The 19,794-nt window shown below is 73.4% G+C and carries 17 protein-coding genes; 11 read left to right on the forward strand and 6 right to left on the reverse strand.

Annotation, left to right across the window (positions count from 1 at the left end):
• Positions 1-45 precede the first annotated feature (45 nt).
• From ACIQVL_RS04020 to ACIQVL_RS04035, 4 genes are all read left to right on the forward strand, one after another.
• Positions 46-1,137 carry an energy-coupling factor transporter transmembrane component T gene (locus tag ACIQVL_RS04020; protein WP_403474789.1) on the forward strand — a complete coding sequence of 364 codons (1,092 nt, stop codon included), beginning with the start codon at positions 46-48 and terminating at the stop codon, positions 1,135-1,137.
• Positions 1,134-2,756 carry an ABC transporter ATP-binding protein gene (locus ACIQVL_RS04025; protein ID WP_403474293.1) on the forward strand — a complete coding sequence of 541 codons (1,623 nt, stop codon included), beginning with the start codon at positions 1,134-1,136 and terminating at the stop codon, positions 2,754-2,756. The genes ACIQVL_RS04020 and ACIQVL_RS04025 overlap by 4 nt, the downstream gene beginning before the upstream one ends.
• Positions 2,753-3,562 (forward strand): ECF transporter S component, encoded by an 810-nt coding sequence (locus tag ACIQVL_RS04030; RefSeq protein WP_403430684.1) that lies wholly within the window; start codon positions 2,753-2,755, stop codon positions 3,560-3,562. The genes ACIQVL_RS04025 and ACIQVL_RS04030 overlap by 4 nt, the downstream gene beginning before the upstream one ends.
• 336 nt (positions 3,563-3,898) lie before the next feature.
• Positions 3,899-4,312, forward strand: a complete 414-nt coding sequence (locus tag ACIQVL_RS04035; RefSeq protein WP_217551566.1) for a transglycosylase SLT domain-containing protein — start codon at positions 3,899-3,901, stop codon at positions 4,310-4,312.
• A 277-nt stretch (positions 4,313-4,589) separates the two neighbouring features.
• Here the strand turns inward: ACIQVL_RS04035 and ACIQVL_RS04040 are convergent, their stop codons facing one another.
• On the reverse strand, positions 4,590-5,825 hold the full coding sequence (locus tag ACIQVL_RS04040) for a cytochrome P450 (protein ID WP_403430683.1): 1,236 nt from the start codon (positions 5,823-5,825) through the stop codon (positions 4,590-4,592).
• Between the two features lie 273 nt (positions 5,826-6,098).
• Between ACIQVL_RS04040 and ACIQVL_RS04045 the strand changes: the two genes are divergently transcribed.
• Positions 6,099-7,268 (forward strand): steroid 3-ketoacyl-CoA thiolase, encoded by a 1,170-nt coding sequence (locus ACIQVL_RS04045; RefSeq protein WP_403474294.1) that lies wholly within the window; start codon positions 6,099-6,101, stop codon positions 7,266-7,268.
• 135 nt (positions 7,269-7,403) lie between these two features.
• On the opposite strand, the gene ACIQVL_RS04050 is transcribed toward ACIQVL_RS04045, so the two are convergent.
• Complete coding sequence (locus tag ACIQVL_RS04050; protein WP_403474295.1) at positions 7,404-9,440, reverse strand: bifunctional glycosyltransferase 87/phosphatase PAP2 family protein; 2,037 nt, start codon at positions 9,438-9,440, stop codon at positions 7,404-7,406.
• Between the two features lie 382 nt (positions 9,441-9,822).
• Between ACIQVL_RS04050 and ACIQVL_RS04055 the strand changes: the two genes are divergently transcribed.
• The 3 genes from ACIQVL_RS04055 to ACIQVL_RS04065 all read left to right on the forward strand — a co-directional run bounded on the left by ACIQVL_RS04055 (position 9,823) and on the right by ACIQVL_RS04065 (position 13,323).
• A complete protein-coding gene (locus ACIQVL_RS04055; protein ID WP_403474296.1) occupies positions 9,823-11,205 on the forward strand; it encodes an MFS transporter in 1,383 nt (460 codons plus the stop codon).
• Between the two features lie 272 nt (positions 11,206-11,477).
• Positions 11,478-12,593, forward strand: a complete 1,116-nt coding sequence (locus tag ACIQVL_RS04060) for a DUF2330 domain-containing protein (RefSeq protein WP_403474297.1) — start codon at positions 11,478-11,480, stop codon at positions 12,591-12,593.
• A 58-nt stretch (positions 12,594-12,651) separates the two neighbouring features.
• Entirely contained in the window at positions 12,652-13,323 is a 672-nt protein-coding gene (locus tag ACIQVL_RS04065) for an O-methyltransferase (protein WP_403430662.1), read from the forward strand.
• Between the two features lie 28 nt (positions 13,324-13,351).
• Here the strand turns inward: ACIQVL_RS04065 and ACIQVL_RS04070 are convergent, their stop codons facing one another.
• The gene (locus ACIQVL_RS04070) at positions 13,352-13,741 is read right to left on the reverse strand and encodes a hypothetical protein (protein WP_351494300.1); all 390 of its coding nucleotides are present in this window, start codon (positions 13,739-13,741) and stop codon (positions 13,352-13,354) included.
• 91 nt (positions 13,742-13,832) lie between these two features.
• On the opposite strand from ACIQVL_RS04070, the gene ACIQVL_RS04075 reads away from it, so the two are divergent.
• Positions 13,833-14,276: a DUF1992 domain-containing protein gene (locus tag ACIQVL_RS04075; protein WP_403474298.1), complete on the forward strand. Its 444-nt coding sequence runs from the start codon at positions 13,833-13,835 to the stop codon at positions 14,274-14,276.
• Positions 14,277-14,324: 48 nt separating this feature from the next.
• Here ACIQVL_RS04075 and ACIQVL_RS04080 read toward each other — a convergent pair whose 3' ends face one another.
• Positions 14,325-14,897 (reverse strand): hypothetical protein, encoded by a 573-nt coding sequence (locus tag ACIQVL_RS04080; protein ID WP_403474299.1) that lies wholly within the window; start codon positions 14,895-14,897, stop codon positions 14,325-14,327.
• A 5-nt stretch (positions 14,898-14,902) separates the two neighbouring features.
• A complete protein-coding gene (locus ACIQVL_RS04085; RefSeq protein WP_403430656.1) occupies positions 14,903-15,550 on the reverse strand; it encodes a hypothetical protein in 648 nt (215 codons plus the stop codon).
• Positions 15,551-15,701: 151 nt separating this feature from the next.
• On the opposite strand from ACIQVL_RS04085, the gene ACIQVL_RS04090 reads away from it, so the two are divergent.
• A complete protein-coding gene (locus tag ACIQVL_RS04090) occupies positions 15,702-16,199 on the forward strand; it encodes a GNAT family N-acetyltransferase (protein ID WP_403430654.1) in 498 nt (165 codons plus the stop codon).
• Here the strand turns inward: ACIQVL_RS04090 and ACIQVL_RS04095 are convergent.
• The gene (locus ACIQVL_RS04095) at positions 16,192-18,228 is read right to left on the reverse strand and encodes a DHA2 family efflux MFS transporter permease subunit (protein WP_403474300.1); all 2,037 of its coding nucleotides are present in this window, start codon (positions 18,226-18,228) and stop codon (positions 16,192-16,194) included. The two genes, ACIQVL_RS04090 and ACIQVL_RS04095, sit on opposite strands and share 8 nt — an antisense overlap.
• Positions 18,229-18,389: 161 nt before the next feature.
• Between ACIQVL_RS04095 and ACIQVL_RS04100 the strand changes: the two genes are divergently transcribed.
• Positions 18,390-19,337, forward strand: coding sequence for a peptidoglycan-binding protein (locus ACIQVL_RS04100; RefSeq protein ID WP_403430650.1), 948 nt, complete (start codon positions 18,390-18,392; stop codon positions 19,335-19,337).
• Positions 19,338-19,794 lie beyond the last annotated feature (457 nt).

The following is a 19,794-nucleotide window of genomic DNA, read 5'->3' on the forward strand; positions in this document are numbered from 1 at the left end:
CTCGCGCAGTTCGCCGCGCCCCTGACGGGGCGCAAGCCGGGGCGGGTGAGAGCTCCGGTGCCCCGGCGGCAGCGGCGCTCCCCTGTGCACCCCGGCGCGTGGTGGCTCTGGTCACTCTCGCTGGGTGTCGCCGCGTCGCGGACCACCGACCCGCTGCTGCTCGGTCTGCTCATCGCCGTCACGGCCTACGTCGTGGCCGCCTGCCGCAGCCGGACCGCCCCGTGGTCCCGTTCCTACGCCGCGTTCGCCAGGCTCGGCCTCGCCGTGCTGTGCGTGCGGCTGGTGTTCACCGTGGTCCTCGGCTCGCCCGTCCCCGGCGCGCACACCCTCGTCAGCCTCCCCGAAATCCCGCTCCCGCACTGGGCCCAGGGCATCCGCCTCGGCGGGAAGGTCACGGCCGAGGCGCTCGTCTTCGCGCTCTACGACGGGCTCCGGATCGCCACCCTCCTCATCTGCGTCGGTGCCGCCAACGCGCTCGCCAACCCGGCCCGGCTGCTCAAGTCCCTGCCCGGCGCCCTGTACGAGCTGGGCGTGGCCGTCGTCGTCGCGCTCACCTTCGCGCCGCACCTGGTCGCCGACGTGCAGCGGCTGCGGGCCGCCCGGCGGTTGCGCGGCCGGCCCGATTCCGGTGTCCGCGGTCTGATGCAGGTGGGGCTCCCGGTGCTGGAGGGCGCGTTGGAGCGTTCGGTCGCTCTCGCCGCCGCGATGGACGCGCGCGGGTACGGCCGCAGCGCCGACGTCCCGGACCGGGTCCGCCGTACCACGGCCGGGCTCACCCTCGGCGGTCTGCTCGGCGTCTGCGCGGGGCTGTACGGGCTGCTCACCACCGAGGGCGGCGGCTACGGGCTGCCTCTGCTGCTGGCCGGGGCGGCCGCCGCGCTGGCGGGGCTGCGGCTCGGCGGCCGGCGTTCGCCGCGCACCCGGTACCGGCCGGACCCGTGGGACGCGCGCGCCTGGCTGGTGTCCGGGGCGGGCGCCGCCGTCGCCGCCCTGCTCACCCTGGCGTCCGTCCGCGACCCGGCGGCCCTGCAGCCCGGGGTCGTACCGCTGGTCGCCCCCACTCTCCCGCTGTGGCCCGCGGCCGCCGTGCTGCTCGGTCTGCTGCCCGCCTTCACCGTGCCGAAGGAGCCGTCGTGATCCGCTTCGAGGACGTCTCCGTGACGTACGAGGGCGCGGCCCGGCCCGCCGTCCGGGGCGTCGACTTCGAGGTGCCGGAGGGTGAACTCGTGCTGCTGGTGGGGCCGTCCGGGACCGGGAAGTCGACGGTTCTGAATGCGGTGAGCGGGCTCGTGCCGCACTTCACCGGCGGCACCCTGCGCGGCCGGGTGACGGTCGCAGGGCGGGACACCCGTACCCACCGGCCGCGTGAACTCGCCGACGTCGTCGGCACGGTGGGGCAGGATCCGCTCGCCCACTTCGTGACCGACACGGTGGAGGACGAACTCGCCTACGGGATGGAGTCGTTGGGAATCGCCCCGGCCGTGATGCGGCGGCGGGTGGAGGAGACCCTCGATCTGCTGGGGCTGGCCGAGCTGCGGGACCGGGCGATCGCCACGCTCTCCGGCGGGCAGCGGCAGCGGGTCGCGATCGGGTCGGTGCTCACCCCGCACCCCGCGGTCCTGGTGCTCGACGAGCCGACCTCCGCGCTCGATCCGGCCGCCGCCGAGGAGGTGCTGGCCGTGCTCCAGCGGCTGGTGCACGACCTGGGCACGACGGTGCTGCTGGCCGAGCACCGGCTGGAGCGGGTCGTGCAGTACGCCGACCGGGTCGTGCTGCTCCCGGGGGACGGGGCCGCGCCGGTGTGCGGGACGCCCGCCGAGGTGATGGCGGTGTCGCCGGTGTGCCCGCCGGTGGTGGAGCTGGGGCGGCTGGCCGGGTGGGCGCCGCTGCCGATGACGGTGCGCGACGCCCGGCGGCGGGCGACGGCGACCGGGCTGCGGGAGCGCCTCGCCGGGCGGGTCCCGGAGCAGCGGCCCGCGACCGGTCCTGCGGCCGGCTCCGCGGCTCCCCTCGCCGAGGTGCGCTCCCTCGGTGTCCGCCGGGGCCGGGTCGACGCGCTGCGGGGCCTCGATCTCGCCGTCGCCGCCGGGGAGACCGTCGCCCTCATGGGGCGCAACGGCGCCGGGAAGTCCACGCTGCTGGGCGCCCTGGTCGGGCTCGTGGAGCCGGGCTCCGGCTCGGTGCGGGTCGGCGGCGCGGTGCCGCACCGCACGCGCCCCCGCGACCTGGTACGCCGCGTCGGGCTGGTCCCGCAGGAACCCCGTGACCTGCTGTACGCCGACACGGTCGGTGCCGAGTGCGCGGCCGCCGACCGGGACGCGGGGGCGGCGGCGGGGACCTGCCGCGGGCTGGTGTCCGGGCTGCTGCCCGGGGTCGCGGACGACACGCACCCCCGTGACCTCTCCGAGGGGCAGCGGCTCGCCCTCGCGCTGGCCGTGGTGCTCACCGCCCGGCCGCCGCTGCTCCTGCTCGACGAGCCGACCCGGGGCCTGGACTACGCGGCGAAGGCCCGGCTGGTGGGCGTGTTGCGCGGGCTCGCCGCCGACGGGCACGCGATCGTGCTGGCCACGCACGACGTGGAGCTGGCCGCGGAACTCGCGCACCGGGTGGTGCTGCTCGCGGAGGGCGAGGTCATCGCGGACGGGCCGACCGACGACATCGTCGTCTCCTCGCCGTCCTTCGCCCCGCAGGTGACGAAGATCCTCGCGCCCGAGCGGTGGCTCACCGTGGCCCAGGTCCGCGAGGCCCTGGCATGACCGGCCCGGTGCGGCTCGGCCCCCGCTCCCTCGCCGCCCTCCTCCTCGTCAGTGCGGTCGGGGTGGTCGCGGTCGGCTGGCCGTTCCTCGCCCCGCCCTCCTCCCGGATCGCCTCGCACGCCGAGGACGCGCCCTGGCTCTTCGCGGGGCTGCTGGTGCTGCTGGTCGCCGTGCTGGCGGCGACGATCGCCGAGTCCGGGCTGGGGCCGAAGGCGGTGGCCATGCTGGGCGTGCTGGCCGCGACTGGGGCGGCGCTGCGGCCGGTCGGTGCCGGGACCGCCGGGATCGAGCCGATGTTCTTCCTGATGGTGCTGAGCGGGCGGGTGCTCGGGCCGGGCTTCGGGTTCACGCTCGGCTCGCTCACGATGTTCGCGTCGGCGCTGCTCACCGGCGGGGTCGGGCCGTGGCTGCCGTTCCAGATGCTGGCGATGGGCTGGTTCACGATGGGGGCCGGGCTGCTGCCGGGCGCCGGGCGGCTGCGCGGCCGCGGCGAGCTGGCGCTGCTGGCGGGGTACGGGTTCCTCGCCGCGTTCGGCTACGGCCTGGTCGTCGACCTGGCCGGCTGGCCGCTGCTGGCCGGCAACGCCTCGAACCTCTCCTTCGACCCGCATGCCGGGCCCGCCGCCAACCTGGCCCGTTTCCTCGCCTACAGCCTGGCCACCGCCATGGGCTGGAACCTGGGCCGGGCCCTGTGCACGGTCGTCCTCACCCTCCTCCTCGGCCCGGCGCTGCTGCGGGCGCTGCGCCGGGCCACCCGGCGGGCCGCTTTCGAGACCGCGGTCACATTCGACGGCCCCGGGACGTGAGGGGCCGTACGCGCCCGGTGACGCGACCGGTGAAGCACCCCACATGACGCAGGTCACCTACGATCCGGAACAGTAGTCAGACTTTTCCGCTATGTCCGTTTTGATACCCCCGCCGACCTGCGCTTTGAGAGCCACGCCACACAGCGGACCAACCCCTCCTATGCGACCTCCACTAGTAAAAGGGGTGATTGCGGACGGCTTTCCGGCCTGCTTGTCTGGACGACGTCGCCAGGCGCCACGAGCCCACAGCGGGCCGCGGCGCCGACGCACACGGACAGCCCCCACGGGTGGTTCCGGAGCACGGCGGCTCCCTGTCCCCGACGAATGAGGTTCTCCGTGTCCGTGTCCTTCATCCGCCGCATCGCTTCCCCGAAGAAGGCCCTCACCACCGCCGCCGTGGCCGCTGCCGCCGCCGGTATGGCCCTGACCGCGGCGCCCGCCCAGGCCGCCACCACGTCGGCCTCCTCCGCCCAGGCGATCGCGCACAAGATGATTCCGGACGCCGCGCAGTTCAACGCCTTCAGCAAGATCGTCTCGCACGAGAGCGGCTGGAACCCCTCCGCCACCAACTCGTCCTCCGGCGCCTACGGCCTGGTCCAGGCCCTGCCCGGCTCGAAGATGGCGTCCGCCGGCTCCGACTGGAAGACCAACCCCGCCACCCAGATCAAGTGGGGTCTGGACTACATGAACTCCCGCTACGGCAGCCCGACCGCCGCCTGGAGCTTCTGGCAGGCCAACGGCTGGTACTGAGCCGGCCGACCCGCGCGCACCCGCGGTCGATCGCGGCCGAGCCGCGCACCCGCCGCTGATCCCCGGCGTCGCGCGCCCCTGAACCCCGGCACCCTCGCCCCTCCTCCTGGGGCGAGGGTGCCGACGTGTGTCCGGACACCGCCGAAGGGGGCGGTGACCGGTGTCTCGGGGGAGGCAGGAACGGGGGCGTAGGGAGGGGGTGCTCCTGCCTCCCTCGGGACGGGCCGGCGGCGCCGGGAGCCGTCGGCCCGGGTCCGGGGAGGGTGGCGAAGGCGGCCTACGAGGTGGTGACCCGGAGGTGCTTCACGCCGTTGATCCATGCCGAGCGGAGGCGGTCCGGGTCGCCGGTCAGGCGCAGGTCCGGCATCGCGTCGGCGATCGCGTTGAAGATCAGGTCGATCTCGAGGACGGCCAGGGACTTGCCGAGACAGTAGTGGGGGCCGCCGCCGCCGAAGCCGAGGTGGGGGTTGGGGTCGCGGGTGATGTCGAAGGAGTCGGGGTCGGCGAAGACCTCGGGGTCGTGGTTGGCGGAGGCGTAGAAGACGCCGACCCGGTCGCCCTTGCGGATCAGCTTGCCGCCCAGCTCGGTGTCCTGGGTGGCGGTGCGCTGGAAGGAGTTGACCGGGGTGGCCCAGCGGACGATCTCCTCGGCGGCGGTCGCCGGGCGCTCGCGCTTGTACAGGTCCCAGGCGTCGGGGTGGGTCAGGAACGCGTGCATGCCGTGCGTGATGGCGTTGCGGGTGGTCTCGTTGCCGGCCACCGCGAGCATCAGCACGAAGAAGCCGAACTCGTCGGAGTTGAGGTTGCCCTCGTCCTCGGCGGCGACCAGCGTGGAGACGATGTCCTTGGCCGGGCACTGCTTGCGGTCGGCCGCCATGTTCATCGCGTAGGCGATCAGCTCGGTGGCGGACTCGGCGCCCACCTCCTCGGTGATCGCGTACTCCGGGTCGTCGTACGAGATCATCTTGTTGGACCAGTCGAAGATCTTGGCCCGGTCGTCCTGCGGGATGCCGATCAGTTCCGCGATGGCCTGGAGGGGGAGCTCGCAGGCGACCTCGGTGACGAAGTCGAAGGGGCCGGTGTGGGCGCGGGCCGCGTCGACGATCGCCCCGGCGCGGGCGCGCAGGCGCTCCTCCAGGGCCCGGATCGACCGCGGTGTGAAACCGCGCTGGATGATCTGGCGGACCCGGGTGTGCTCGGGCGGGTCCATGTTCAGCAGGATCAGCCGCTGGGCGTCGATCGCGTCCCGCTGGATGTGCTCGCCGAAGCGGATGATCGCCGTGTTGAGCCAGGAGGAGAAGAGCTCGGGGTGCGTGGAGACGTACTTGACGTCCGCGTGCCGGGTGACGGCCCAGTAGCCGTCGTCCGCGAAGCCGGCGATGCCGTGCGGCTGTTCGATCCAGCGGACCGGTTCGGCCTGCCGCAGCGCGGCGAACTCCGGGAGCGGCACCCGGTGATGGAGCAGATCGGGGTCGGTGAGGTCGAACCCGTCGGGCAGCGCGGGACAGGGCATGGCGACTCACTCCCACCGTGTACGGACCTGGATACGCGTGCGCCGACGCACTTCTGACGGACCATCAGAAAGAGTCGGTTGCCGTGAAGGTAATAACGGGTTCTACAAGTCGCAAGGGGCACGGTCACCCCAATTGCATGCACCCCTCTTGCGGTTGTGGACGGACTGTCAGCAGACTGCACGCAGAACTAGTACGCGTTCTAGTTCTGCGTGGCGGGCCGGGCCGGGACGCCCCTGCGCCGCGCGGGTGACCGAGGAGAGGACCGAGCCCCCATGGCCGCGGAACCCGTGATCGTCGAAGCCGTACGCACCCCCATCGGCAAGCGCGGCGGCGCGCTCGCCAACCTGCATCCCGCCTACCTCCTGGGCGAGACCTACCGTGAACTCCTCGGCCGCACCGGCATCCCCGCCGACGCGGTCGAGCAGATCGTCGGCGGCACGGTGACCCACGCCGGCGAGCAGTCCATGAACCCCGCGCGTACCGCCTGGCTGACCATGGGACTGCCGTACGAGACCGCGGCCACCACCGTCGACTGCCAGTGCGGCTCCTCGCAGCAGGCCTCGCACATGACCGCCAACATGATCGCCGCCGGGGTCATCGACGTCGGGATCAGCTGCGGGGTCGAGGCGATGTCCCGGGTGCCGCTGGGCTCGGGCTCCAAGCACGGGCCGGGCAAGCCGTTCCCCGACGAGTGGAACGTCGACCTGCCCAACCAGTTCGAGGCCGCCGAGCGCATCGCCCGCCGCCGTGGCCTGACCAGGGAGGACGTCGACGCGCTCGGGCTGCTCTCGCAGGAGCGGGCGGCGCACGCCTGGGCCGAGGAACGCTTCAAGCGCGAGACCTTTGCCGTCCAGGTGCCGACGACGGAGGAGGAGCAGCACGCGGGGCAGGGCATGTGGCGCCTCGTCGACCGGGACGAGGGGCTGCGGGACACGTCGGCGGAGGCGCTGGCGGGCCTGAAGCCGGTCATGCCCACCGCCGTCCACACGGCCGGCAACTCCTCCCAGATCTCCGACGGCGCCGCCGCGATCATGTGGGCGTCGAAGCGGATGGCGCGGGCGCTGAAGCTCCGCCCCCGGGCCCGGATCGTCGCCCAGGCACTGGTCGGCGCCGACCCGCACTTCCACCTCGACGGCCCGGTCGACGCGACCCGCGCGGTGCTCGGCAAGTCCGGCATGACCCTCAGGGACATCGACCTCGTCGAGATCAACGAGGCGTTCGCGTCCGTGGTGCTGAGCTGGGCCCGGGTCTTCGAGCAGAACCTCGACAAGGTCAACGTCAACGGCGGCGCGATCGCCCTCGGCCACCCGGTGGGCGCCACCGGTGCCCGCCTCATCACCACCGCTCTGCACGAACTGGAGCGCACGGACAAGGAGTTCGCCCTCATCACGATGTGCGCGGGCGGGGGGCTTGCGACGGGGACGATCATCCAACGGCTCTGAGAAGCGCCCTGTGGATCAGCGCCCCCGAAGGGGCGCTGGGGGTGCCCCCGGCCGAAGGCTGGGGGAGGAACTGCGCGACCAGCCACGACGGCGCCGCGGCCGAACGACGACGACACCGCGGCCCGTCGACAGGCGTCACCCGGGAGCCGACGCCATCACCGGCTCCCGGTCCCTTTTCTCGGCCCCCGCCCCCCGCAGGGCCCGCGGCCCCTGCAGCAGGTACCCCACGCCGAAGCCCGCGCCGACCACCGCCGCGCCGCCCACCGCGTCCAGCACCCAGTGATTGCCGGTGCCGATGATCGCCGTGACCGTGAGGAGCGGGTGGATCAGGCCGAAGGCCTTGAGCCACCACCTCGGGGCGACGACGGCGATGACGATCCCGCACCACAGCGCCCAGCCGAAGTGCAGCGAGGGCATCGCCGCGTACTGGTTGGTCAGCTGGGTGAGGGTGCCGTAGTCCGGCTTGGCGAAGTCCTGCGGGCCGTGCACGGTGTCGATGATGCCGAGGCCCGGCATCAGGCGGGGCGGGGCCAGCGGGTAGAGCCAGAAGCCGATCAGGGCGAACGCGGTGGCGAAGCCGAGGGCGGTGCGGGCCCAGCGGTAGTCGACCGGGCGCCGGACGTAGAGGACGGCGAGGACGGTCAGCGGGACGACGAAGTGGAAGGACTCGTAGTAGAAGTCGAGGAAGCTCCGCAGCCAGCCGACGCCGTACACGGTGTGGTTGGCCCAGTGCTCGATGTCCAGGTGCAGGAACCGCTCGATGTCGTGGATCTGGTGCCCGTGGCGCTCGGCGCGGGCCCGCCCGGAGGTGCCGGTGCCGTCCCCGGCGGCGGCGAGCCGTATCTGCTGGTAGGCGAAGTAGACCAGCCGCATCGCGACCAGTTCGAGGAAGAGGTTGGGGCGGGTCAGCACCCGGCGCAGCGAGGGCGCCAGCGGGACCTGCCGGAAGCGGGCCGGGACCGGCTCGGCGTAGTCCGTCGGGACCGGGCGGGCGAACTCCGGGGCGGTCCGGGACAGGAAGGGCACGAGCGTGGCCGCGGCCAGGGCGGCGAGCAGGATCGTGTTGTCGCGCACGGGTACGAAGAGCGACTGGTTCGGCAGCATCGCCTTGGCGGGCAGCGTCATCACGAGGACGACGACGACCGGCCACACGGTCCGGTCGGCGGCGCGCCGCCCGGCCCGGCCGACCACCGCGAGCAGCACCCACAGCAGCTGGTGCTGCCAGGCCGTCGGCGACACCGCGATCACCGCGCAGCCGGTGATCGCGACCGCGAGCAGCAGCTGCCCGTCGCGGGCGTAGCGCACCGCGCGGCGCAGCGCGACGCCGGCCACGGCCGCGCCGAGCGCCAGGAACAGCACGATCTCCAGCGGGCCGCTCAGCCCGAACCGCAGCAGGGCGCCGTGCAGCGACTGGTTGGCGAGCGCGTCCGCCTCACCACCGAGGCCGGTGCCGGCGATGTGGTGGATCCAGTAGGTGTACGAGTCGTGCGGCAGCGCCGCCCAGGCCAGCACCGTGCAGACTGCGAAGGTCGCGCCGGTGGCGACGGCCGCCCGGCGGCGGCCGGTGAACCACAGCAGCGGGGCGAAGAGCAGCAGGGCCGGCTGCAGGGCGGCGGCCAGCCCGACGCACACTCCGCTGTCGCGCTGCCCGCGGGCGGCGAAGCAGCCGAGGAGCACCAGCAGGACCGGGATGATGCTGGTCTGGCCGAGCCAGAGGGTGTTGCGGACGGGCAGCGAGAGCGTCAGCAGGCTGATCGCGACCGGTGCGGCCAGCAGCGAGGTGCGGCGGCTCACCGGCTGGGGCAGCGCGCGGGCGGCGACCAGCCCGAGGGCGACCACCAGCAGCAGCGTGCCGAAGGTCCAGCCCCAGCCGAGGGCCTGTTCGGCGGCTCTGGTGAGCGGCTTGAGCACCAGCCCGCCGAAGGGGGTGCCGGTGAACTGCGTCGAGTCGTACAGGGACCCCTTGACGTGCAGCACGCCCTCGGGGCCGACCCAGGTCTCCAGGTCCGTCAGCCGTTCCCCGCTCGGGGTGGAGAGGACGACTGCCAGCTGCCGTACGACGAGGATCGCGGCCACCGCCCACAGGCCGAGCCGGACCATTCTGAACCGTGCTCCGGGCTCCGCCCCGCCGAAAGCCTCCCCCGCTCGTCCTCCGTGCTCCACGTTCGCCACGCCTTGCCGGCCTCCCGCCCCGTTACGCACACCCGATGGTCCGCTCGATCGCTCCGAGAACCCTACGAGGGTCCCATCACCTCTGGGCAGAGACGCAGGCAACCCCCACTTCACCTGACGTCCGTCCGCCTTTTGTCCGGAAGACGACAGCGTCCAGAGGACCGGACCGACACCACGGAGCGCGACAAGGATCACAGTGCGCAACACACATAGCCCCGCGGGAGCGGGCAGACGTCCCTGCGTACGGCGCATTTAGCTGCACTGTGCATGTAAGCGCGTACGCGACGTAACGCCCCCAAGTGCTCCTATCGTCGCTTTTCGTCCCGTCCATCGCCGTGCGGGCCGCGCCCCTGTCCCCCACGAAAGGTAGGCGAGCCCCGTTTTGGCGACCGCCACAGCAGTCACCCCGTCCGCGCAGGTCCCCGGCCCCCGTACGGCCACCGCCGCCGCGCCGACCGTCACCGACCCCGCGCTGGTGAAGCGTGCCGTGAAGGCGGCCGCGCTCGGCAACGCCATGGAGTGGTTCGACTTCGGCGTCTACAGCTACATCGCGGTGACGCTGGGCAAGGTCTTCTTCCCGTCCGGCAACCCGACCGCCCAGTTGCTGTCCACGTTCGGCGCCTTCGCCGCGGCCTTCCTGGTCCGCCCGCTCGGCGGCATGGTCTTCGGCCCGCTCGGCGACCGCGTGGGCCGCCAGAAGGTCCTCGCCCTCACCATGATCATGATGGCGGCGGGCACCTTCGCGATCGGCCTGATCCCCTCCTACGCGTCGATCGGCGTCGGCGCCCCGCTGCTGCTCCTCGCCGCCCGCCTGGTCCAGGGCTTCTCCACCGGCGGGGAGTACGCGGGCGCGTCCACGTTCATCGCCGAGTACGCGCCGGACAAGAAGCGCGGCTTCTTCGGCAGCTGGCTGGAGTTCGGCACGCTGGCCGGCTACATCGGCGGTGCCGGCCTGGTGACCCTGATGACGGCCCTGCTGTCCGCGGACGACCTGACCTCCTGGGGCTGGCGCATCCCCTTCCTGATCGCGGGCCCGATGGGCATCATCGGCCTCTACCTGCGGATGCGCCTGGAGGAGACCCCGGCGTTCGCGGCGGAGGTCGAGAAGGCGGAGTCGTCCCGCCCCAAGGTCCCCCTCCGCGAGATGATCACCAGCCAGTGGCCGGCCCTGCTCCTCTGCATGGCCCTGGTGCTGGTCTTCAACGTCACCGACTACATGCTCCTGTCGTACATGCCCAGCTACCTCACCAGTGAGCTGAAGTACGACGAGACGCACGGCCTGCTGGTCGTCCTCGGCGTGATGGCGCTGATGATGATCGTCCAGCCGTTCGCCGGCGCCCTCACCGACCGCGTCGGCCGCCGTCCGGTGATCGCGGCGGGCTGCGCGGGCTTCCTGTTCCTCTCCGTGCCCGCCGTCCTCCTGATCCGCCAGGGCAGCCTGCTCGCGGTCGGCCTCGGCATGGGCGCCCTCGGCCTCCTCCTGGTCTGCTTCACGGCAGCAATGCCGGCCGCCCTCCCGGCCCTCTTCCCCACCCGGGTCCGCTACGGCTCCCTGTCGATCGGCTTCAACATCTCGGTCTCCCTGTTCGGCGGCACGACCCCGCTCGCGGTGACGGCCCTGATCGGAGCGACGGGAAACCTGATGATGCCCGCGTACTACATGATGGCCGCGGCGGTGGTGGGCGGCTTCGCCGCCTGGCGCATGGCGGAAACAGCGGGCAAGCCCCTCCCGGGCTCGGCCCCTTCCATAGAGGCGCCCCGATAGCCTCCCCCCTTCAGGAGCGCCCCTGAAGGGGCGCGGGGAACTGCGCGATCAGCCCCCCACCGGCCCGCACCCGGCGGAACTTCCCCGGCCCCTCCCCCAGGGGCGCGGGGAACTGCGCAAATCCCCCACTCACCTGCACGTTCGAACGATCGGCCCCGTCGCCCCGTACCGTCGGTAGACAGACGGTAGCGGTCCGGAACGGCCCCAGGAACCACGCCCTCCGCTCTACCGTCCGCAGTCCTGATCGTCGGCAGCGCGGAGGGTATCGGTTCATGATCGGCCAGCGGCGACCCCGCCGACGCACCCGCCTGCTCGCGGTCCTCCTCATCCTCACCGGCATCCAGCTCGGCGGGCTCGCCGCCCCCGCCTTCGCCTGCGCCTGCGGCGCCCTCGTGCCCGGCACCGGCCGGCAGGTCATCGTCGGCCGCGAGGAGTCCGTGCTGCGCTGGGACGGCACCCGCGAACAGATCGTGCTGCGCCTGACGGTCGACGGCGACGCCGACCGGGTCGCCTGGATCATGCCCGTCCCGCACCGCGCCACCGTCGCCCTCGCCGACCCGGCCCTGTTCGACCAGCTGCACACCCTCACCGCCCCGGTGCACCGCACCCGCCACCACTTCTGGCCCGAGGACGGCGACTGGCCCCTCACCACCGGCCGCGCCACCTCCCCCGTCCCGCCCGGCGCCGGCACCGCCGCCCCCCGCGTCGGCGTGGTCGACCGCCAGCGGCTCGGCCCGTTCGACGTGGCCCAGCTGACCGCCACCGACTCCGGCGCCCTGGACGGCTGGCTGCGCAGCAACGGCTTCCCCTTCCCGCCCCGCCTGAACACCGCGCTCGAGCCCTACGTCGCGGAGCACTGGGAGTACGTCGCGGTCAGGCTCGCCCCCGAGACCGCGGGCACCGCGCTGCACGGCGCCCTCGACCCGCTCCACCTCGCCTTCGCCAGCGACCGCCCGGTCTACCCGATGCGGCTGTCCGCGCTCGCGGCCACCCCGCAGTCGCTCGGCCTGTACGTCCTCGCCGCGCACCGGATGGAACCGCGCTCCGCGATCGGCGGCGAACGCCCCCGGGTCGTCTACGCCGGCCGTCTCGGCCACCCGGCGGGCGCGCTGGGCGAGCTGGCCGCAGGCACCCCGTACCTGACGGCGATCGGCCAGGAGTTCCCCTACCCGTCCCGGATCACCGCCGACCACGTGCTGCGGCGGGCGTCCTCCGACACCCCGTTCCAGCAGATCGTCTACGAGGACCGGCTGCGCGAGGTGGCCGGCGCCCCGGCCTGGCTGCTGACGGTGGCCGCCGCGCTGCTGCTGGCCGTCACGGCCGTCTCCCTCACGGCCGTACGACACTCCCGCCGCCCGCCGCTGCCGCCCGCGCCGCCGCCTCACTAGTGCTATTCAGGTACCTGTCAGCGGGCAGCTACCCGAATATGCGAAAGGCAGCGTAGGCATGAGCGGCTCTCAGCTCTGGGACGACGTCGACTTCTACTTCACCAGCCACCTGTCACCGGACGACGAGTCGCTGCAGGCGGCCCTGCGGGAGAGCGAGGCGAACGAGCTTCCGCACGCCAACGTCACCGCCAACCAGGGCAAACTGCTCCAGCTCCTCGCCCAGATCCAGGACGCCCGGAACATCCTGGAGATCGGCACCCTCGGCGGGTACAGCACCATCTGGCTGGCCCGTGCCCTGCCCGCCGACGGCAGGCTGATCTCGCTGGAGTACAGCGCCCACCACGCCGAGGTCGCGGTCCGCAACATCGCCCGCGCGGGCCTGGAGAAGCTGGTCGAGGTGCGGGTCGGGCCGGCCCTCGAGTCGCTGCCCAAGCTCGCCGACGAGAACCCGGCCCCCTTCGACCTGGTCTTCATCGACGCCGACAAGGCCAACAACCCGCACTACGTGGAGTGGGCGCTCCGGCTCACCCGCACCGGCAGCCTGATCGTCGTCGACAACGTGGTGCGCGGCGGCCGGGTCGTCGACGCCGAGAGCGCCGAACCGGACGTGGTCGGCACCCGCGCCGCGATCGAGCTGATCGCGGCCCACCCGAGGCTGACCGGCACGGCGATCCAGACGGTCGGCAGCAAGGGCTACGACGGCTTCGCGCTGGCGCGGGTCCTCGACTGACCCGGCCGGGTCATCTGGGAGGCGTTGCTCAACCCTCCTGGTAGAAGCCCACGTTGACGCTGCGCGGGGCGGTGCGGTCCCGGATGACGATCTCGCCGGAGCCGCCCCGGGGCAGCGCGACCGTGCCGCCGTACGCGATGGCCTGGGCGTACTCGCCGACGGTCAGCAGCACCTCGGAGGACGGTTCGGCCTGGGAGCCGCGCAGCCAGGTGACCTGCCAGCCGCCCTCGGGCCCGCACAGGAACTCCAGGTGCACCCGGGAGACGAACAGCCAGTCGTCGGGCGTCGCGAGCCGGCAGGCGGCGGCGTCGCGGCCCACCCGGAGCACGGCACCCGGGTCGCTGGGCGCGTCGGCCATGAGCATTCCGGCCGTCTCGCCCGCTTCTCCGGACACGGAGGCCATGGTGAGTTCGAGCACGTGCGTTCCCCCTGCGCGGTTCCTGAGTCCTTCGTGGATCTCCGGCGCATGATAAAACGCCCCGCCGGGCCGCGTCCGGCACAATGGAGTCATGACCGAGCGAAAGCCAACGGGGGTGCCGTTCGAGTCCTGGGTCGACAGGCAGATCCAAGACGCCCAGCGGCGCGGTGAGTTCGATCGACTGCCGGGCGCCGGGAAGCCGTTGCCCGCCGCCCTGGAGACGCCGTACGACGAACTGTGGTGGATCAAGCGGAAGATGGCCCGGGAGGGCCTGGCGATGCTGCCGCCGACGCTCGCCCTGCGCAAGGAGGCCGAGGACGCGCTGGCGGCCGCCTACGCGGCGCCTTCGGAGCGGATCGTCCGCAAGATCATCACAGAGGTCAACGTCAAGATCCGCGACATGATGTTCAAGCCGCCGCCCGGCCCCCCGCTGGGCAAGAAGCCGTACGACGTCGAAGAGGTCGTACGCGAGTGGCGGGAGCGCCGGACGGCGGCCGGGGCGGAACGGGGCCCCGAACCGGACCCGCGCGGGTGACACGGGGGCGCGGGCGGGTGACACGGGGGCGCGGGCGGCTCGGGTGACTCACATGTGCAGCAGCCGGTCCGCCAGTTCGCGGTAGTCGCGCAGGGCCAGCCGGAGCTGCTCGGTGTCGGCGCTGCCGGGGCGGTCCGCGTCGGCGGACTGCCAGCTGCCGCGCAGGGTGCGGCGGCGCCGCTCGACGGCGTCGGTGAGGCGGGCGCTGATCTCCTCGACGGCCCGGTCGGCCTCCTCGACGGCCGTCCGCGGCTCGTCGACGAAACCGGTGACCGCGTGCTGGAGCCGGCGCTCCAGCTGTCCGCACTCCTCACGGGGCATCAGCTGCTCGCCGTCGCGGTGCGCGTCCGTGCCGTCCGTGTAGTCCGCGCCGTCCGTGCCGTCCGTGCCGTCCGTGTAGTCCGTGTCGTGGCCGGGACCGTCACCGGCCACCAGCACCGCCTGCCCGGCCGCGTCCCGGTCGTCCATGCGTTGCGCTTCCTCCTGTCCGGAGCGGCCTCCGCTCGCGGAGACGTCGGTCCGGTCGGTCGTCCTCTCCTCGCGTCCCGGCATCGCGGTACCGGCGGGGTCCGCGTCGCCGCCGGCGGGTCGGCGGCCGGATTCGGTCCTGGCATCGGTCATGTCTGTCAACTCTCCTTCGGGCGGCTCTGGTCGGCGGACCAGGGCAGGTGTCCGCCGGTGTCGGCACCGACACCGGCGCGGTGCCGGCCGTGCTCGTGGGACGACGGGGTGACGAGGTCGTCGAAGAGGGAGCGGGCCTCGATCATGGCCGTCCGCATCTCCTCGGTCCCGGCCCGGCTCTGCTGCGACCCGCCCACGGGCGCCTGGACGGCACGGTGGACGCGGCGGTAGCCGTCGACGTGGTCGGCGTGGTGCACGGAGAGCGCGGCCACCTGGTCCTCGTAGTCGGCACCGGCCGGGAAGCCGCGGTCGGCGGCCAGTTCGGCGAGCAGCCGGTCGATCTCGGCCACGGACTCCCGGGGCGAGTCGACGAAGTGCTCCTGTGCGGCGGTCCAGCGGGCCGCGTAGCGTTCGCGCTCCGCCGGTTCCAGTTCGCGCTCGTGCAGTGCGCCGTGGCGCTGCACCCGCTCGGTGAGTTCCTGCTCGGCCGCCTTGGTGTCGCCGCCGTGCTGGGCCACCGTCCGCTCGTACTCGGGTCCGAAGCGCCGCTTCAGACCCTGCGGGCCGCTGCCCCTGGCGCGCACGGCCAGCAGGGCCGCGACGACGACCACGGCGGCCACGATCACGATCGCGATGATCAAGCCTGTGGACATGGTTGCCTTCCGGTGTCTCGGCCCGACGGGCCGTCTCCCCCACCGGGTGACCCGGACACCGCCCCGCAAACAGCCCGGCCGGACGGAGCCCGCCCGCGGCCGCCGATATCCGGTTGCGCGGACCGTGCCGGACCCCCGGACACTACGGCCCATGACCTCCTGGACGATCACCCCGGAACGCCCGAACTCCCCCGCCGCCCGCGCCCTGTGGCGGGCGTACTACACGGAGGTCAGCGACCGCTGGTACCTGTGCCACGAGGGCCGCCGCACCGACCCGGCCGAGCTGGAACGGGAGATCGCCGCCCGGCCGGGCTCCGAACTGGCCCCGCCCACCGGCCGGTTGCTGATCGCGCGGTACGACGGTGCGCCGGCCGGCAGCGCGGGCGTACGGCTCCTGGAGCCGGCCACCGCCGAACTCACCCGCGTCTTCGTGCACGAGGGGCTGCGCGGCCGGGGCGGGGCCGCACTCCTCGTCGCGGCGGCCGAGGACGCGGCCCGTGTCCTCGGGGCCGCGCGGATCGTCCTGGACACCCGCACCGACCTGGTGGAGGCCCGCGCCCTGTACGCGCGGCTCGGCTACGCGGAGACCGCACCGCACAACGACGACGTCTACGCCGGGCACTGGTTCCGCAAGGAGCTCGTCAACTGACCTGCCCGGCCGCGGGGCTCTGCGGCTGCTCGCGTTCGGTGCCGCACAGTTCGTCGGTCAGTTCCTTCACCAGGCGGTCCAGGTCGGTGGGCCGGTCCGGGCTCCACCAGTCGCCGAGGAGGTCGGCCAGGGACTCCTCGCGGGCCCCGGCGAGCCGGTCGGCGACCTCGCGGCCCTGCTCGGTGAGGGTCAGGTCGAGGCCCAGGCGGTCGGCGAGGCGCCGCTCCTCCAGCTGGCGGGCGCCCGCCAGGACGACGTTCATCGGGACCGGGCCGCGCTCGGCGAGCCGCCCCGGCTCCACGGAACCGTACTTCCGGATCCGCAGCAGCAGCCAGCCGGAGGCGGGCAGCAGGTCGGGGTACCCGGCCCGCGTGTTGGTCTTCCGGTAGACCTCCCGGCGCCCCTCCCGGGTGCCGAGCAGGGAGAGCGCCCGGGAGCACTCGTCGTACGACGACCGCTGGACCGGGTTGGGCGGGATGGTCTCGGAGGCGTCCGGTGCGGTGACCGAGCCGCGCAGCGGGTCCTCCTTGAGGAGCCAGGCGAGGGCGAAACCGAGCAGGGCGACCGGGGCGGCGTACAGGAAGACGTCCGTGATCGAGGACGCGTACGCGTGCAGGGCTGCGGGCCGCAGCGCGGGCGGCAGGTCGGCGATGCCGCGCGGGTCGGCCTTGAGGGCGTCCGGGGTGGCACCGGGCGGGAGGCGGACGCCGCGGAAGGCGTCGGCGAGCTTGTCGGCGAGCCGGCCCGCGAAGACGGAGCCGAAGACGGCGACGCCGAAGGAGGCCCCGATGGAGCGGAAGAAGGTGGCGCCGGAGGTGGCGACGCCGAGGTCCTCGTACGAGACGGAGTTCTGGACGATGAGCACCAGCACCTGCATGACCAGGCCGAGGCCCAGGCCGAAGACGAAGAAGTAGACGCTCATCCGGGCGGTCGAGCTGTGTTCGTCGAGCCGGTGCAGGAGCAGCAGCCCGATGGTGGTCACGCCGGTGCCGGCGACCGGGAACACCTTCCAGTGCCCGGTACGGCTGACGATCTGCCCGGAGAGCGTGGACGACAGCAGCAGCCCGATCACCATCGGCAGCATGTGCACGCCCGACAGGGTCGGCGAGACGCCCTGCACGACCTGGAGGAAGGTCGGCAGGTAGGTCATCGCGCCGAACATCGCGAACCCGACGATGAAGCTGATCACGGCGGCGAGGGTGAAGGTGCGGATGCCGAAGAGGTTCAGCGGGAGCACGGGTTCGGCGGCCCGCCGCTCGACGGCGACGAAGGCGACGGCGAGCGCCACCCCGACGACCACGAGCCCGATGATCTGCGCCGACCCCCACGCCCACGTCGTCCCGCCCAGCGAGGCCACCAGCACCAGGCAGGTGGCGACGGCGGCGATCAGGAGGGTGCCGAGGTAGTCGATGACGTGGTGGGCCCTCCGGCGCGGGATGTGCAGGGCGGCGGCTATCACCGCGAGCGCGACGACACCGACGGGCAGGTTGACGTAGAACACCCAGCGCCAGCTCAGCTGCTCGGTGAGCACCCCGCCGAGCAGCGGCCCGAGCACGCTGGTGGTACCGAACACGGCACCGAACAGCCCCTGGTACCGCCCCCGTTCACGCGGCGGCACGATGTCCCCCACGATCGCCATCGACAGCACCATCAGCCCGCCGCCGCCCAGCCCCTGCAGGGCGCGGAAGCCGATCAGCTCGCCCATGTCCCGGGCCATCCCGCACAGCGCCGACCCGACGAGGAAGATCACGATCGCCAGCTGGAAGAGCCGCTTGCGGCCGTACTGGTCGCCGAGCTTGCCCCACAGCGGGGTGGCGGCGGTGGCGGCCAGCAGGTAGGCGGTGACCACCCACGACAGGTGTTCGAGGCCGCCGAGGTCGCTGACGATGGTCGGCAGCGCCGTCGACACGATCGTCTGGTCCAGCGCGGCCAGCAGCAGCCCGAGCAGCAGCGCGCCGATCGGGACCAGCACGTTGCCGGGTACGCGCTCCGCGTCCCTCGCCTGGGCGTGCGTCGTTTCCAGCGCCATGGAGACCTCCCGGGGCTTTCGGCCATCTTCCATCGTGGACGGTGTCACCCGGTATGGCCCGTCGAGTCCTTTTCGGTGCCTGTGAGACGAGGGGTTCCGGAGAACGTACGTGTGGGCGCTCTGCATAATCTGTGGAGTTCGTGAGGGGAGGGACGAACGCCGTGACGGATACGCCGGGGAGCGGGGGCCGCCAGTGCCCGGAGTGCGGGACACCGAAGGGGGCGGACGGCTCCCCCGCCTGCGACTGCAACCAGCGGACCGCCGACGCGTTGCGCGACGCGCGTACGGCCGAACAGGCGGCGGCGGAGGACTTCGACCCGCTGCGGATACGGCCGTACGTGGCCATCGAGGCGGACGCGAGTGCCGGTACCGGTGACGGTGACGGCGGGGAGACCGCGCCGCTGCCGGTGGTGGCGGAGCCGCCGGCCGTGCCGGTCCCGGCCGAGGCGACCGTGCCGTTGCGGGCGGTGACCGCCGACGCGGTCGAGGCGGCTCCTGCGCGGTCGCCACGCCGGCGGCCCCGGTGGGTCCTGCTGCCGGCGGTCGCCGGGGCGGTGGCCGGGATCCTCGCGGTGGCGGGGTTCGCGGGCGGGCTGTTCGCCCACATGACGCCGGAGCGGGACACGGCGGGACCGGCGGACGTACGGGAGAGCGTCCCGGACGTGACTCCGAGCACGGCGTCGGCCTCGGCCACGGCGCCGGCCGCCTCGCCGGGGTCCACGGCCTCGGCCACGCCGTCCGGCTCCGCGAGCCCGAGCGCGTCGCGTTCCCCGTCCTCTCCCGCGCCGTCCAGCCCGGCCCCGTCCCCGACGCCCTCCCGCCCGGCGACACCGACCGAATCGGCGACGACGACGGGCGCGGCGGCCTCCGCGCAGCCCACCACGGCCCCGGTCCTGCGCCCCGGCGACACCGGGGCGGAGGTGACCGAGCTCCAGCAGCGGCTGGCCCAGCTGAACCTCTTCACCGGGAAGGCCGACGGCCACTACGACAGCAGGACCGAGAGCGCGGTGCGCACGTACCAGCTGGCGCGGGGCATCCTGACGGACGAGTCGGGGGTGTACGGGACGGCCACGCGGGCGGCACTGGAGTCGGAGACGACGGAGCCGTAGGGGGCGGGCCGACGGGGGGTGCGCTGCCGGGCGGGTCGGTGAGTGGTGCTGGTCGGGGCGGTTGCGGGCGGGGTGGGCTGCGGTGGTGGTGTGACTGCGGGTGGGTGGGGGCCGGTCGCGCAGTTCCCCGCGCCCCTTACAGGGCGCTGCCCAGCCGCAGGCAGTCGCATTCAGCCAGCCAGCTGCGGTGGTGGTGCGGCTGCGGGTGCGTGGGGGCTGATCGCGCAGTTCCCCGCGCCCCTTGCGGGGCGCTGCCCAGCCGCTGGCAGTCGCATTCAGCTTGCGGTGGTGGTGCAGCTGCGGGTAGGTGGGGGCCGGTCGCGCAGTTCCCCGCGCCCCTAACAGGGCGCTGCCCAGCCGCAGGCAGTCGCATTCAGCTTGCGGTGGTGGTGCAGCTGCGGGTAGGTGGGGGCCGGTCGCGCAGTTCCCCGCGCCCCTAACAGGGCGCTGCCCAGCC

This window comes from Streptomyces sp. NPDC090499 (assembly GCF_044769305.1).
Taxonomy (GTDB): Bacteria; Actinomycetota; Actinomycetes; order Streptomycetales; family Streptomycetaceae; genus Streptomyces.